Here is a 14,295-nt window from a genome sequence, read left to right on the forward strand (position 1 = left end):
GGCTCAACGTCTTTGAGAGCTGGTTTAGGCGCTTGTGGCGCTTGTGCAGACCTGTCAGCTTGTAAAAGATGTTGATCGTGAGTAGGGTCTATTTTCATTGGCTCAACGTCTTTGAGAGCTGGTTTAGGCGCTTGTGGCGCTTGTGCAGACCTGTCAGCTTGTAAAAGATGTTGATCATGAGTAGGGTCTATTTTCATTGGCTCAACGTCTTTGAGAGCTGGTTTAGGCGCTTGTGGCGCTTGTGAAGACCTGTCAGCTTGTAAAAGATGTTGATCATGAGTAGGGTCTATTTTCATTGGTTCAACTTCTTTGAGAGCTGGTTTATGAGGAGCCACTTCATGGGATTTATGAGGCTCATGGGATTTATGAGGAGCACCTGCTCCTGAAGTACCTGGGCTTGTGAATCCACCACCCTTATTCTCTAACATATCAGGTGAATAAGGTTTGCTGGTCACATCCTTAGGTTGTTTTTTGGCGAAATAATGATGAGGCAAGTTTTCACTGGTTGGGCCTGCTGCGAATTGGGTAGGCGCTTTGCGTGGCGCATGGCGTCTTGCCGTTTCCGTTTCCTTAATTGCTGCCAACTCTTCTTGTGTTTTTGGCGTATGCTTTTGGGTAGATGATAGGGGTTCTCTTGGTTCTTGAGACGGATCCGACAACATTTTTTTTGATTTCAGATCTTCAAGTTCTTTATCCCGTGCTTTTTGTTGGGCTTGACGTCTTTCTTCTCCAGCAGTCGTCCCCTGGTCTCTATTTAACCAGCGATCTCTAATGCTGGGTTTGGCAGCATGAGGCTCTTCTGGTGTGGCTTTGTTTGCTAAGTCAGCTTCCTTCTTTTTTTGTTTAGCTTCTCTTGCATCTTTTGCTCTTTTTTGGATTTTTTCCCAATGGGTCATAGGTTTTGCTTCCGGCGTCTCTGAAGCAGAAGGGGTTGGAGTTGGTGTTGCATCGCCCGCAAAGGCAATTGGGGAAATCCCCCCCAAGAATGCAATTGTAAGCGTACTTATAACTAGGGTTGATGTTTTCGCGGACATTTGACTCTCCTAAAATATAAAAATGGATGATGTTTCATTATTAAGGATACCAGAATATGATTAATGAAGGGTTAATTGCCTATTGGCTTCACGAGCCTCCTGCCAAATCTTTTCTTAAAGACATCCCTTAAGAGGTTTGATATAGTTTTTTCCGGGAGACCGGTCTTGGACGTGAACCTCGCTAACCTGGTCAGGTCCGGAAGGAAGCAGCCATAACGAGTTCTTTTGCGGGTCAGGATTCGGTCTCCCACTATATTCTACATTTGAAAGATAGATGACACCAGATGACGCAAAATTCCCCCCTCCCAGCGACACCGTATCGAGTCTTAGCCCGCCAATATCGTCCCCAAAAGCTCTCTGAGCTGGTGGGCCAAGATACTTTGGTCAAAACCCTTGCCCAAGGGATTGAGCGCAATCGCTTGCCCCATGCATTTCTCTTGCACGGGATTCGGGGCGTTGGTAAGACAACCACCGCGCGGATCCTGGCCAAGGCTTTGAATTGCCTTGGGGTTGATGGGAAGGGCGAGCCAACGCCTGATCCTTGTGGCCTGTGTGACGCATGCGTTGCGATCTCTGAAGATCGGCACATGGATGTGCTGGAGATGGACGCCGCCAGCCGGACCGGCGTGGATGATGTGCGTGAAGTCATTGAAGCGGCGCGATATAAGGCGGTCAGCGGGCGTTATAAGATCTACATCATCGACGAAGTTCATATGCTCTCTAAGAGTGCATTCAATGCGCTTTTGAAGACGCTAGAAGAACCGCCGCCCCATGTAAAATTTATCTTTGCTACCACAGAAATTCGGAAAGTCCCTGAGACTGTCCTGTCACGCTGTATGCGGTTTGACTTGAAGCGGGTTGAGCCAAAGATTCTCTTTGACCATTTTATGAGTATTATGGGCAAAGAAACCCTCACCATTGAAGAAGAGGCGCTTGCCCTTATTGTCCGAGCCGCAGACGGGTCGGTGCGCGATGGCCTCTCTTTGCTGGATCAAGCTATTGCGTTATCAGACGGCACCATCACGACCACAACTGTTCGGGATATGCTGGGATTGGTGGATCGCGGTGCCGTATTTGCGCTTCTTCGGTCTCTCTTGCATGGACAAGTGGCTGAGGCGTTAACCCAGGTTCGGAATCTGTATCAACGGGGCGGGGATCCCGTCGTCTTGATGGAAGACTTGCTGGACCTTGTTTACTGGTTGACCTGTTTAAAGACAGCGCCCCAGCTGCAGCAAGATGTGACTTGGCCGGAAAGTGATCGGATCCAAGGGGCTGAGATCGTGAAGACGCTTTCACTGCCTGCCCTTATGCGGGTTTGGCAAGTTCTCCATAAAGGATATGAGGAAGTCTCCCGCTCGCCCCTGTCGGCGCAAGCCGCAGAAATGGTGTTGGTGCGGGTGGCCTATTTGAGTGATCTCCCTCAAGCGGACGAACTATTAAGTGCCCTTCATGGGGTGCCGCGGGCGAGGCCAGCGATAGCTCCAACCGTTGAAGTTGTTGAGAAGAGCTCGTCACCGGTTACACCTCCAAGTGTTACGCCTTCAAGCCCAGAGGTGCAAATACATGCGCGCGCTGTTACCTCTCCCCTTGCCCAGGATACGGCTACGCCTACGGCTACGCCTACGCCGTGGCGAGTGGGAGAGGTCGCTCCTAGCGAAAGCGATGGAGCGGGTGAGGGGTTGGAAGAGACTCAGTCATTAGAAGAATCACCGATATTACCCCCAACCTTTCCAGCTCTCTTAGAGCTTCTTCAAGGGGCGAAAGAACCCATATTATATAGCAATATCCTTCAAGATATTCACCTTGTGTCTTACGCGCCGGGGTCCATGACTGTTCGTTTAAGTGATATGGCGGCAAAGACCTTGCCAACCCAATTGCGTCAAGTTCTGGAGCGTGTGACAGGCCAATCTTGGATCGTTGATGTGACCACAGAAGGGGGCGACCCAACCCATGCGCAGCAGAAGAAAACGGCCCATGAGGAGGCGGTGAAAATCAGTCAGGAGCATCCGCTTGTACAATCTTTAACATCAAGTTTTCCGGGCTCAACGGTAACGTCGAAATAATAAACTAAGGAGTTTTACATTATGAAAAATATCAATCAAATGATGAAGCAAGCGCAGCAAATGCAAGCAAAAATGGCTGAAATGCAAGAACAATTGAATTTGGTGGAAATGACCGGCGCCTCTGGGGGCGGCATGGTCAAAGTGACTGTGAATGGCAAGAGCGAGATGAAGGCTTTGAGCATAGATCCCTCTCTCGTTGACCCCAAAGAAGTCGAAGTCTTAGAAGACTTGATCATTGCAGCCTTTAATGATGCCAAGGCAAAGGTTGAAGCTCATGTTGCTGAAGAAATGGGAAAAATTACCGGCGGATTGAATCTGCCAGGGGGCATGAAGCTGCCCTTTTGATGGGGGGAGAGGTGGTTGAGGAAAATGTTCGGCTTCATCAACATAAACGGTGTCATTGCGAGCGAAAGCGAAGCAATCCAGGGGCCAAAGAAAAGTTATTTAAAGCTTTAATTGAAACATATAAAGTTCTCAGATCTCTATGGTTGCCCCTGGATTGCTTTGTCGTTCGCCATCGCTAGCGCTCATGCTTAACTCCGCGCAATGACGGCGATTGGGTTGCTTTTAAAGGCTAATACTCTAAAGATAACTCTACAGATGAATCTAACATCCCCCCCCCCACTACCCCCGCAGGCGTGACAATGCCTCGTCGATTTTCCCCTTTCGCTCCCCAAACGCTTCGAGGCGATCTTGCATCTCCTCGATAATCTCTGGTTTTGCACGTTCCATGAAGTCTGGATTGGACAGACGCTTGTTGCAGCTCTCAATCTCGGAACTTAACTTAGAAAGCTCTTCTTGCAGACGCTTAATTTCAGCCGGGATATCAATGCTGCCGCTTAAGGGCAGAATGATGGGAGAGTTTTCCACAATAAAGAGGGCGGCTTCTTTTAAGGCCGGTGGCTTTTCTGCAAACGTCTGAATGGCCTCGATGCGCCCCAGTCGTAAGAGGATGGCTTCGTGACGGGAGAGGCGGGCTTGAATCTCTGGTGTTGCCTCATAGACATGCAAAGGAAGGGTTGAAGCAGGCGGGACATTGAACTCGGCGCGACGTGAGCGAATACCGCTGATAACTTGAACAATCCAATCCATTTCTTGGCGCGCAGAGGTGTCTGTTGCCTCGAGAGGGATGGGCCAGGATTGGTTCATGAGCAATCCGACTTTCCCGCCCGTAAACTCCTTCCACAAGACTTCTGTGATGAAAGGGGTGACGGGGTGGGCAATTTTCATGATTTGAACAAACGCCCATGCCGCTGTTTGGCGGGCCTCCTTAGCGAGATTCTCATCTTGGAAAATGGGTTTGAGGAATTCCAAATAATAGTCGCAGTAGGTTCCCCAAACAAATTGGTAAATATGGCTCGCTGCTTCATCAAAACGATAAGCGTCAAGAGCTTCTATTACTCGGGCAGTAAGGAGAGTGATTTGGCCAACGATCCAGCGATTTACGGTGTGCTGGCAGGTTTTGGGGTCAAATGCTTCGTCATAGGTACAGTCGTTCATTTGCAAGAAGCGGGCCGCATTCCAAATCTTTGTCATGAAGTTTCGCCCACTCTCAATGCGGGATTCGCCAAGTTTCAGATCCCGCCCTGGGACGGCTAATGCAGCCAAAGAAAAGCGCAAAGCGTCCGTGCCAAATTTGTCCATATAGGTTAAAGGGTCAATCACATTGCCCTTTGTTTTGGACATCTTGGAGCCCTTTTCATCACGAACCATGCCGTGAATGTAGACTGTTTTAAAGGGAACTTCTTTCATAAAGTGCAGACCCATCATCATCATGCGCGCAACCCAAAAGAATATAATGTCAAAGCCAGTATCCAACACATCCGTTGGATAATAGCGCTTGAGCTCGGGGGTTTTTTCAGGCCATCCTAAGGTCGAGAAAGGCCAAAGGGCTGATGAAAACCACGTATCGAGGACGTCTGTGTCGCGGGTCAGGTCAACAGCATCGCCATAATAGGCCACCGCTTGAATGCGGGCTTCCTCTTCGGTTTCTTCCACAAAAGCATGACCATCCGGTCCATACCATACGGGCACTTGATGTCCCCACCAGATTTGGCGGGAGATACACCACGGTTGAATGTTGCGCAGCCATTCAAAATAAGTGGCTTGGGAGTGTTCTGGAATGAACTTGGTGCGGCCATCTTCTACGGCTTTTATAGCCGGGATTGCCAAGGTCTTCGCATCCACAAACCATTGGTCCGTGAGCCAAGGCTGAATTTGAACACCAGACTTCTCTCCATGGGGAACCGTATTCACGATGGTGTCTGTTTTCTCAAGAAGCCCTAAGACCTCCAAGTCCGCCAGCACTTGACTGCGGGCTTTATCAATCGTTAATCCCTGATAATTGTTGGGCACGTTTTCGTTCAGGCACGCACTCTTGTCCAGGATATTAATGAGGGGAAGATTGTGGCGTCGGCCCACTTCAAAGTCGTTAAAATCGTGGCCCGGGGTTATTTTAACCGCACCACTCCCCTTGCTAGGGTCACAATATTCATCGCCTACAATGGGGATTGTACGCTCGGTGAGGGGCAAATGAACATGCTTGCCGATGAGGTGTTGATAGCGTTCATCTTCGGGATGAACCGCAACGGCAACATCTCCCAGCATCGTTTCCGGGCGGGTCGTGGCGACTGTGATAAATGTTCCTTCTTGGTCAACAAGCGGATATTGAATGTACCAAAGATGTCCCTTTGACTCTTCTGAAATAACTTCCAAATCTGACACGGCTGTTTGCAGTTTCGGATCCCAATTGACCAGGCGCTTATCCTTATAAATCAATCCTTCTTTATAAAGGGAAACGAAGACTTTTGTTACCGCCTGACTCAACCCTTCATCTAAGGTAAAGCGCTGGCGGGCCCAATCCGGAGAAATGCCGAGGCGACGTTGTTGACGCACGATCATATCGCCCGATTCTCCCTTCCATTCCCAAATTTTCTCAATAAAGGCGTCGCGCCCCAAATCTTGACGGGTGATGTTCTTCTCCGCCAACTGACGCTCTACGACAAATTGAGTGGCGATTCCGGCATGGTCTGTGCCCGGTTGCCACAAAACATCCAACCCTTGCATGCGCTTAAAGCGAATCAAAATATCTTGGATAGTATAGGTCAGCGCGTGACCCACATGCAGGCTACCAGTTACATTTGGTGGGGGCATCATAATTGTATAAGGTTTTTTTGGGGAATTTGGATCGCACGCAAAGGCGCCAGAGGCTTCCCAGGCTTTATAAATGTCGCCTTCTATCGATTGGGGATCAAAAGTTTTGTCAAGCATAATCAATGTCTCAATTAGTTTTTAATAGGGTCGTTTACACAATCAATACCGGATTTTGCTAAAGAACGCTATAAGAACGATATTAAAGTCTCTAGATCTGCGGGAAGAGGGGCCTCAAAAATCATGAGCTCTCCCGAGCGAGGATGTAGGAATTTTAACTGAAAAGCATGCAGAGCTTGGCGAGGGAAAGCTACGACCTCGGGGGCAAAGGCTTTCTTGGCCCATTTGGGGACGCGCCCATAAACCGGATCACCAACGAGCGGATGCCCGATATGGGCCATGTGGACACGAATTTGGTGGGTCCGTCCCGTTTCGAGTTCACACCGAACCATGGAAATGCTTTGAGATACGTCGTCTTTGGCAAAAAACCGTTTGATCACGCAATAATGGGTGATGGCTGGCTTTCCGCCGCTCGGGACCACAGCCATTTTTTGGCGATTTTTGGGGCTTCGTCCAATATCTCCTTCAATGATCGCCTCTTTGGGTTGAGGAATTCCCCACACGATGGCCAAATAGGAACGAGAAAGCGTGCGATTGGTAAATTGGGCGCTTAAGCCTTGATGGGCGATATCATTCTTTGCCACAACCATCAAGCCACTCGTTTCCTTATCCAGGCGATGTACGATTCCTGGGCGACGCACGCCACCGATGCCGGAAAGACTTTCTTTACAATGAGCTAGAAGCGCATTCACCAATGTTGATTCACGGTGGCCAGGTGCTGGGTGAACAACCATACCTGCAGGTTTATCAAGAACGAGCAGATCATCATCTTCATAAATAATGGATAATGGAATGTCTTCCGCATGGGGATAGTCATCGATCGCGGGGGGTATCTTTAAGGTATAGACCTCACCTTCCTGCACTTTGCGGGATGCGGATGTGATAATTTCGCCACAACACTCCAGCTTATTATCGTCCATGAGAGCTTTGATGCGCGTCCGGGTTAAGGGGGAAAGGGCTTGTGCTAAAAATTTGTCGAGCCTTTGTTTTTCATCTTCTTTTTCAACGATGATGGTGATGATTTCCAATAAAAATGTCCTTCGCGCTATCTGATCTTTTATTCTACACTCCTTTATGTACGCATCTTTCTCACAAAAATCTAGAAAAGGTTTGCAGATGCTATATTGCAATTTACAACTAAATTTGTCTAAAATGACCAGCGATCTGTCCGACAAACATAAAAATTTAGCTCTTGAGAGCTTTGTTGGTGTGTTGAATCGTTTGGGTTGAAGTCAAAGCAATGCTTGAATTAAGCAAGGTTTTAGTCATAAAAATATTTTAAGAAAGGTCAAAAAATGAATCGCATCTTTTTAACTGTACTCTCTTCTGTCGCTTTGTTTTCTATCTCACAATCTAAGGTTGTGGCAGCTGCAGCTGCGCCTGCGGATTCGCCTTCACCCCAACACCTGGCCCATCATCCAGAGGATCACTCTAAAGCTGGAAGCGAAAAGAGCGCAGCCGACATGGCTAAGGAACTTGAAGATCGTTTGGCAAAATTAAAGGATGCGGGTGCTTCTTTGAATGCTGAGTTGAAAGCTGAGTTTGATTACAATTTAGAAATTGCCGACATTGAGATTAAGGCCTTAAAGAATCCGATTCATAGGGACCACAAGCGGCATGCTCATTCTTGTGGCCGCCATTTAGCGTCTGCTGAACATATTCTCAAAAAACATGAGCATCAAGTGGCGCGTGAAAAGAAAGAACAAGACCGCAAAGCAAAAATGGAAGAACGAAAGTTAAGAGCTCAAGAACGCAAAGCGAAAGCCGAAGAACGCAAGGCAAAGAGAGAAGAAGCTCGAAAAGAAAAACACCAAAAGCATGGGGACCACCATGATAAGCATGAAGCTTCTGTCCCCCATAAAGACAATGCAGAGACTAGTGATCATGGAAAGAAAGAAGGCGCTGAAGTTGCTGCGACAAACACGGAAGCTGACAAGCCAGTGAGTGAAGAAAAGAAGTAGGTTACTTATCTGGAGAAGTTTTCCTTTCAACTGATCGGTCGTCATTGCGAGCACCCTAAAGACCCAAAAGGGTCTGGGGTGCCCGGCAATCTAAGGGCAACATAACGGATCTGGATCGTTGTTTCTTTCGTTTGCCGCTGCAATGACAGCTTAGTTGTTTTGTAATTACATTAATGATTTATTTAATAAAGTCCTTAATGTCACACCCTACCTAGCCATGGATGCTCCTCGCCAAACCTATCCCCCCAGTATCTTCTTGACATTTGAGGAATATGCTGTATTGTCAGGCTCATATGGCAGGACTCATAAATCCCCAAAAGTGTAATTGATTTCATAACACGTCTTCAGGTTACAATAAGATTTATTATATAAGTATCGTTTATTGATCTTCATTGCGTCAAAAAGATGATCTAACATCTGCCGACTAAAATGTTTCCAAAATACTTTGGAAATATACAAAAATGAATCAATAAAAGGATAAATATATTATGTCAGCAATTCCCAACTTAAAATTAAGTGATCAACCTCTAGAGCTCGAAGTGCACCCTATAGAGCTCGAAGTGCACCCTATAGAGCTCGAAGTGCACCCTATAGAGCTCGAAGTGCACCCTATAGAGCTTGATGTGCAACCTATAGAGCTTGATGTGCAACCTATAGAGCTCGAAGTGCACCCTATAGAGCTTGATGTGCAACCTATAGAGCTTGATGTGCAACCTATTGAGCTCGATGTGCAGCCTAGTGAGCTTCCTGAGCTAAAACCTTTGCAAAAACCTCTTCAAAAATCTGAGCAAAAACTTGAGCAAAAAGGCGCAAGCGACACGTTCGATTCCTTCGCTTTTCCGGAAAGTATTACACAATCCTTGAAAGACATGGGTATCAGCTGTCCAACGCCAGTGCAGGCCGCGACAATTGCTATTGCCATTGAAGGCCAAGACGTTATGGCTTCTGCTCAAACGGGTACGGGCAAAACTTTGGCTTATACCATTCCCTTAATGGTGCGACTACTCGCATCCCCTCACAGCAACGCGCTTGTGTTAGCGCCGACAAGAGAACTTGCGGCACAGGTTCGCGATGTGTTGCGTCAACTTTTGGGCCGTCGCCCTTCATTCAACATGGCGCTGCTGATTGGTGGTGAATCCATGGGCAAACAATTTGCCCAATTGAAGGGTCGTCCTCGTATTATCGTTGGAACGCCTGGACGTATTTGTGATCACTTGAACCGGGGCAGTTTAAGCTTGAAAAATACCGGATTCCTCGTTATCGACGAAGCCGACCGCATGTTGGATATGGGCTTTAGCATCCAGTTGGATGAGATTGCCAAATTCTTGCCAAAAGATCGTCAAACCTTGATGTTTTCGGCAACGATGCCAGGTAACATCATTAAATTGTCGCAAAAGTACTTGCAAGATCCTGCGCGTGTGAGCGTGGATTCAACAACAAAAGCTGCACCAAAGATTAAGCAAGAGATTATTCGCACGACCCCAGGCGACAAATTCCCCAATCTATTGAGAGAGTTAAATGAGCGTGAAGGGTCTGTGATCGTCTTCGTTAAAACAAAACGGGGAGCCGACCAATTGGCAGAAAAGCTTCGTAAACAAGATTTAAGCGCGGATTCCATCCACGGTGATTTGAAACAACGCCAGCGCGATCGTGCCATTTTACATTTCCGCAATAGCAGAACTCGAATCATGGTGGCAACAGACGTAGCTGCGCGTGGTCTGGATATCCCACACATTCGCCACGTCATTAACTATGACTTGCCGCAATGTCCGGAAGATTATATCCACCGTATTGGCAGAACAGCTCGCGCCGGGTCTGAAGGTAATGCTTTGTGTCTCATTTGTCCGGATGATAATGCCAAGTGGAATGCAATCAATCGCTTGATGAATCCAGGGGCGCCAAAAGAACCAGCCAATCAAGGCGGTGGGCGTTCTGGTCCAAAGTCTTATCGGGGTCGCTCAGGCAGCGGAAGAGTTCAAGCAACCGGTGAAAGCCGTTCTGACTTTCCACGCCGCAAAGAGGGCACTGGAGGTGGTTTTGGTAAATCCACGGGAAAAACATGGGGAAAACCGCGCCGTGAAGGCGATCAACCCTCTAGCAACTCTTCTGGAAAATCATGGGGCAAACCAGGGACAGAATCTTCTGGAAATTCTTGGGGGGGTCCAAGAACCGACTCTTCAGGGGCGGCAGACTGGAAATCAAGCTGGAAATCAGGGGGCAAAGCTGAAGGTCAATCTTCTGACAGAAGATCACCCGTAAACGCCAGCGGCGGCAAAACATGGACACCTCGCGGAGAATCAACAGGCGCACCGGGCCGTAAGCCAGCCGGCAAGACCTGGGGCCAACCGCGTAGCGATGCATCCGGTGGTCAACCACCCCGTAAACCATGGGGTGGAGGAAATAACAAACCGTCTGGTTTTAATCCATCCGGCGCCAAAAAGGGCCCCAACAAGAGATTTTCTCGCGGGGCTTAAGGGCATTATGCGTTTGTGGCGACGCTGATTTTAGGCAAACAAATTATGTCATTGCGAGGAACGAAGTGACGTGGCAATCCATGTATTTGATTGTTTCAACTTATAATAGGTTGCAGGGATTTGAAATACATGGATTGCCACGTCCCGCCAAGCAAAGATTGCTTGGCGCTCCTCGCAATGACTGAATTTGTTTGATATTTATGAATGCTTAAAAAGATTCTTTTTCACTTCTTCTCTTTACAGTCTTGGCCACAGACGTGCTTTTCTTGCACAACCTTCCCATTCAACAACCAAGCGGTTGGAAAATTTTGGTCAGATCCCCTGCAGTGAGTGACTTCAATACAACTTCCCTTTGTCTTCGCCTCTTCGACGAGGCTTGACGGGTTGCCTTGCCCTTGGTCGGCATGAACGCTCGTTAAATTTGCTGCAATTATTAGTGATATGATTGAATATCTCATTTTAAACTCTCCATATAATACATTAATTGTTATGTGTAAAACACGTAATGTATAAGTCATTATCTTGTTCTTAGTATGTATATAGATATGAATATTAAAATTACAAGAATTTATTTAAAAATTTAATGAATACTTAGTGTTGAGATTTGTTGTATTTATGCCATCTTCTTCAACAGCAATGCTTCCCAGTCATTGAGGGTTCGGTGGCTCACCAAATGAAGCCCATGAGCTGCATAAGCTTTGACGATGTCATCACGATGCCGACTCAACAATCCGGACAAAATCACGAGACCTTCGGGGGCAAGGGATTGCGCGAGAGAAGGCGCCATCTCAATGAGAGGGGTTGCCAAAATATTGGCCACAATCAAGTCATAGGGGCCATGGTCTGTCACTTGCCAGCACTCAAATCCCTCACTGACATATGCTTTCACGAGCCCATCACATTTGTTGAGTTCCGCATTGTTGGTGGTTACTCGCACGGACTCTGGGTCTATGTCTGCTGCAATGACCGGCACATTCCAGGTTTTCGCAATGGCCATGCCCAAGATGCCAGAGCCACAGCCCATATCCAGAGGTTTTTGAGGCGCAAATCCCTGTTTGGCTAAATCATCAAGCGTCATAAGGCATGTTGTGGTGGTCTCATGTTCCCCGGAACCAAAAGCCGTTGCCGCATTGATCTCTAGCGTCACAGATCCTTCCGGGGGCTTGGGAACGGTGTGACTTCCATATACATAATACCGTCCGATTTGGCGGGGCGGGAAGTTCTTCCAAGTGGCCTCGAGCCAGTCGGTTTCAGGAAGTTCTTCGATGAGGAGGGGAGGGACAATTACATTTAAGGGAGCACAAGCCGTGCTAAGAATTCTCGAAAAAAGGCCCTTATCCGGCTCAGTGGTTGTAATCGCTTCGACAACCCAAACATCAATATCCTTAGTCTCAAACCAGGAAACAGCAGAAACATGCTCCTCCAAAGCAGCACCAAGGTCTGCGGCTATGGCCGGATCACAGTGAAAAAAAATTCTCCAAAACATGTCTCAATTCTCCAAGTTATAAGGAATCTATCAGGGTTTGATATCAACCGGTGTTCCGATTGATGTCGCTGCATAAATTTCCTCTATCTCTGGATTTGTAACAGCAATACACCCTCTCGTCCAGTTGCTGAAGGCATGGAATCTTCCAACCCATTCAAAACCTTTTCCAAGGCCATGGATCATAATGTCATTACCCGGGGGAACATTGTTGGCAATTGCCTGTTTTAGGTCTTTCTCATTGGGGTAGGAGAGTTTAAGAGATAAGTGAAATTTGCTTGAGCCATTCTTGGCAATAATCTTGTAATGGCCCTCCGGTGTTCTGCCATCTCCTTGACTTACTTTTGGACCTTTGGGTTGCGAGCCTAAGGCTATTCTATAGTCTCTCAGGGGGGTATCTCCTTGATAAACTGTCATTTTCTGAGCGTGTTTCTCAACAAGAATACGGGTAATAGAGGGAAGAGGCTTTGAAGGGGCTTGATTGTAGTAGTACAGACCAATCAGGCTTAAAATGAAAAGAACAGACCAACCCCAGGGGACTGAGAAATTAAAGGGATGATCAAAGGATACTTTGCTGTTCTTTGTGAGCTTCAGGTTTGTTTGATCAACAGATTTGTTTTCTTCATCTTTCATAAGCGCAATATGAGACTAAATTCATAATATTTCAATCTTTGTAGAGAATATCAAAACTGTGTTGCTCATTCCTTTTCCACAAAGTCAGCCATGACTTTTTTCATGCCTGCTGCTTCAAAGTCAATTTCGAGTTGGTCCCCGTTGACGGCAATCACCCGCCCATAGCCAAACTTTTGATGAAAGACCCGATCTTGGGGGCGATGGTCATGATGGGGCCGCAACGGAATGTCGGAGAACTCCGCTTCAATAAACGCTGACGCCTTAGAGGGAAGGGGAGATGCAGTCCGCAGGGATGATGGGGCGGGGAGCTCGCTGCCATTTGGCTGGATTAAGATTACGTGGTCAGCGGGCAGTTCCTTAATAAAGCGGGAAGGGAGCATATGCTGCCATCCTTGGTAGGTCCGGCGATTGAGGGCAAAGGTGATGATGGCTTTGCGAATGGCGCGGGTAATGCCAACATAGGCGAGCCGGCGCTCCTCCTCCAGTCCTTCCTGTCCATTTTCGTCCAACGAACGGGGATGAGGGAACAATCCTTCTTCCCATCCAGACAAGAAAACCGTGTCGAATTCGAGCCCCTTAGCGGCATGGAGGGTCATGATCGTGATCATATCCGCTTGGTCTTTCTTGGTGGTATCCATGACCAAACTGACGTGCTCTAAGAATCCGCCGAGCGTGTCAAACTCCTCCATTGCACGCACCAGCTCTTTCAAGTTCTCCAAGCGTCCTGGGGCATCGGGGGATTTGTCATCGCGCCACATGCGGGTATACCCCGATTCATCCAACACCATCTTTGTGACCGTTAGATGATGCTCGCCTTGTAGCGTATCCCGCCAACGATCAAGATCCTGGAAAAAGGCACGCAAGGCTGTGCGGGCGCCGCCGCGAATAGAGTCAGTCTCACAGAGAAGGCGCGCCGCGTGGGGCAAGGAAATCGCGTTCTCCCTTGCGTAAGTGTGGATCAGTTGAATAGTAGTTGAGCCAATCCCCCGTCGCGGGGTGTTGATGATGCGCTCAAACGCCAGGCCATCATCCGGTTGGGTCACCAGGCGCATATAGGCCATGGCATCGCGGATTTCCTGGCGCTCATAAAACCGCAAACCCCCAATGACTTTATAAGGAATCCCCATGGTGAGGAAACGATCTTCAAATTCCCGGGTTTGATAACCAGCGCGTACGAGAATCGCCATTTTTGCAAGCTGTATACCCTGACGTTGGGCAGCTTCCACCTCATCGCCAATGAATCGGGCTTCGTCTTCCGAATCCCACGTGCCGCGAATCAGGACCTTTTCGCCGCCGTCTGTCTCCGTCCACAGGGTCTTTCCCAAACGACCGATATTCTTCTCAATAAGGCCAGAAGCGGCGCCGAGAATGTGCGTG

The 14,295-nt window shown here is 48.0% G+C and carries 11 protein-coding genes and 1 other RNA gene; 5 read left to right on the forward strand and 7 right to left on the reverse strand.

What is annotated here, in order from left to right; genetic code table 11:
• Positions 1–1,034 (reverse strand): hypothetical protein (locus K2Y18_00810; GenBank protein MBX9804275.1); only part of this gene is annotated, 1,034 nt, incomplete at its 3' end.
• A 153-nt stretch (positions 1,035–1,187) separates the two neighbouring features.
• Between K2Y18_00810 and ffs the strand changes: the two genes are divergently transcribed.
• From ffs to K2Y18_00825, 3 genes are all read left to right on the forward strand, one after another.
• Positions 1,188–1,286: signal recognition particle sRNA small type (ffs, locus tag K2Y18_00815), an RNA gene on the forward strand.
• A 32-nt stretch (positions 1,287–1,318) separates the two neighbouring features.
• The gene (locus tag K2Y18_00820) at positions 1,319–3,097 is read left to right on the forward strand and encodes a DNA polymerase III subunit gamma/tau (protein ID MBX9804276.1); all 1,779 of its coding nucleotides are present in this window, start codon (positions 1,319–1,321) and stop codon (positions 3,095–3,097) included.
• A gap of 21 nt (positions 3,098–3,118) precedes the next feature.
• Positions 3,119–3,442, forward strand: a complete 324-nt coding sequence (locus K2Y18_00825; protein ID MBX9804277.1) for a YbaB/EbfC family nucleoid-associated protein — start codon at positions 3,119–3,121, stop codon at positions 3,440–3,442.
• A gap of 279 nt (positions 3,443–3,721) precedes the next feature.
• Here the strand turns inward: K2Y18_00825 and K2Y18_00830 are convergent, their stop codons facing one another.
• Together K2Y18_00830 and K2Y18_00835 are read right to left on the reverse strand one after the other, a co-directional pair.
• Positions 3,722–6,367, reverse strand: coding sequence for a valine--tRNA ligase (locus K2Y18_00830; protein ID MBX9804278.1), 2,646 nt, complete (start codon positions 6,365–6,367; stop codon positions 3,722–3,724).
• A gap of 68 nt (positions 6,368–6,435) precedes the next feature.
• Entirely contained in the window at positions 6,436–7,395 is a 960-nt protein-coding gene (locus K2Y18_00835; protein MBX9804279.1) for an RluA family pseudouridine synthase, read from the reverse strand.
• Positions 7,396–7,662: 267 nt separating this feature from the next.
• Here K2Y18_00835 and K2Y18_00840 point away from each other — a divergent pair, with 267 nt between their 5' ends.
• Positions 7,663–8,328 (forward strand): hypothetical protein, encoded by a 666-nt coding sequence (locus tag K2Y18_00840; GenBank protein MBX9804280.1) that lies wholly within the window; start codon positions 7,663–7,665, stop codon positions 8,326–8,328.
• A gap of 488 nt (positions 8,329–8,816) precedes the next feature.
• Positions 8,817–10,802, forward strand: coding sequence for a DEAD/DEAH box helicase (locus K2Y18_00845; GenBank protein MBX9804281.1), 1,986 nt, complete (start codon positions 8,817–8,819; stop codon positions 10,800–10,802).
• 224 nt (positions 10,803–11,026) lie between these two features.
• Here K2Y18_00845 and K2Y18_00850 read toward each other — a convergent pair whose 3' ends face one another.
• From K2Y18_00850 to K2Y18_00865, 4 genes are all read right to left on the reverse strand, one after another.
• Entirely contained in the window at positions 11,027–11,260 is a 234-nt protein-coding gene (locus K2Y18_00850; protein ID MBX9804282.1) for a hypothetical protein, read from the reverse strand.
• A 155-nt stretch (positions 11,261–11,415) separates the two neighbouring features.
• The gene (locus tag K2Y18_00855; protein MBX9804283.1) at positions 11,416–12,288 is read right to left on the reverse strand and encodes a 50S ribosomal protein L11 methyltransferase; all 873 of its coding nucleotides are present in this window, start codon (positions 12,286–12,288) and stop codon (positions 11,416–11,418) included.
• Between the two features lie 30 nt (positions 12,289–12,318).
• Positions 12,319–12,918 (reverse strand): L,D-transpeptidase family protein, encoded by a 600-nt coding sequence (locus K2Y18_00860; GenBank protein MBX9804284.1) that lies wholly within the window; start codon positions 12,916–12,918, stop codon positions 12,319–12,321.
• A 65-nt stretch (positions 12,919–12,983) separates the two neighbouring features.
• Positions 12,984–14,295, reverse strand: a 1,312-nt coding sequence (locus K2Y18_00865; GenBank protein MBX9804285.1) for a DNA helicase II, incomplete at its 5' end; no start/stop codon positions are given.

It is taken from the genome of Alphaproteobacteria bacterium, from assembly GCA_019746225.1.
GTDB lineage: Bacteria > Pseudomonadota > Alphaproteobacteria > Paracaedibacterales > VGCI01 > VGCI01.

What these genes read in the sequence shown, in the direction of transcription:
- K2Y18_00820 (MBX9804276.1), top strand. Translation starts at nt 1,319, where the DNA reads ATGACGCAAAATTCCCCCCTCCCAGCGACACCGTATCGAGTCTTAGCC.
- K2Y18_00825 (MBX9804277.1), top strand. Translation starts at nt 3,119, where the DNA reads ATGAAAAATATCAATCAAATGATGAAGCAAGCGCAGCAAATGCAAGCA.
- K2Y18_00830 (MBX9804278.1), bottom strand. Translation starts at nt 6,367, where the DNA reads ATGCTTGACAAAACTTTTGATCCCCAATCGATAGAAGGCGACATTTAT.
- K2Y18_00840 (MBX9804280.1), top strand. Translation starts at nt 7,663, where the DNA reads ATGAATCGCATCTTTTTAACTGTACTCTCTTCTGTCGCTTTGTTTTCT.
- K2Y18_00845 (MBX9804281.1), top strand. Translation starts at nt 8,817, where the DNA reads ATGTCAGCAATTCCCAACTTAAAATTAAGTGATCAACCTCTAGAGCTC.
- K2Y18_00850 (MBX9804282.1), bottom strand. Translation starts at nt 11,260, where the DNA reads ATGAGATATTCAATCATATCACTAATAATTGCAGCAAATTTAACGAGC.
- K2Y18_00855 (MBX9804283.1), bottom strand. Translation starts at nt 12,288, where the DNA reads ATGTTTTGGAGAATTTTTTTTCACTGTGATCCGGCCATAGCCGCAGAC.
- K2Y18_00860 (MBX9804284.1), bottom strand. Translation starts at nt 12,918, where the DNA reads ATGAAAGATGAAGAAAACAAATCTGTTGATCAAACAAACCTGAAGCTC.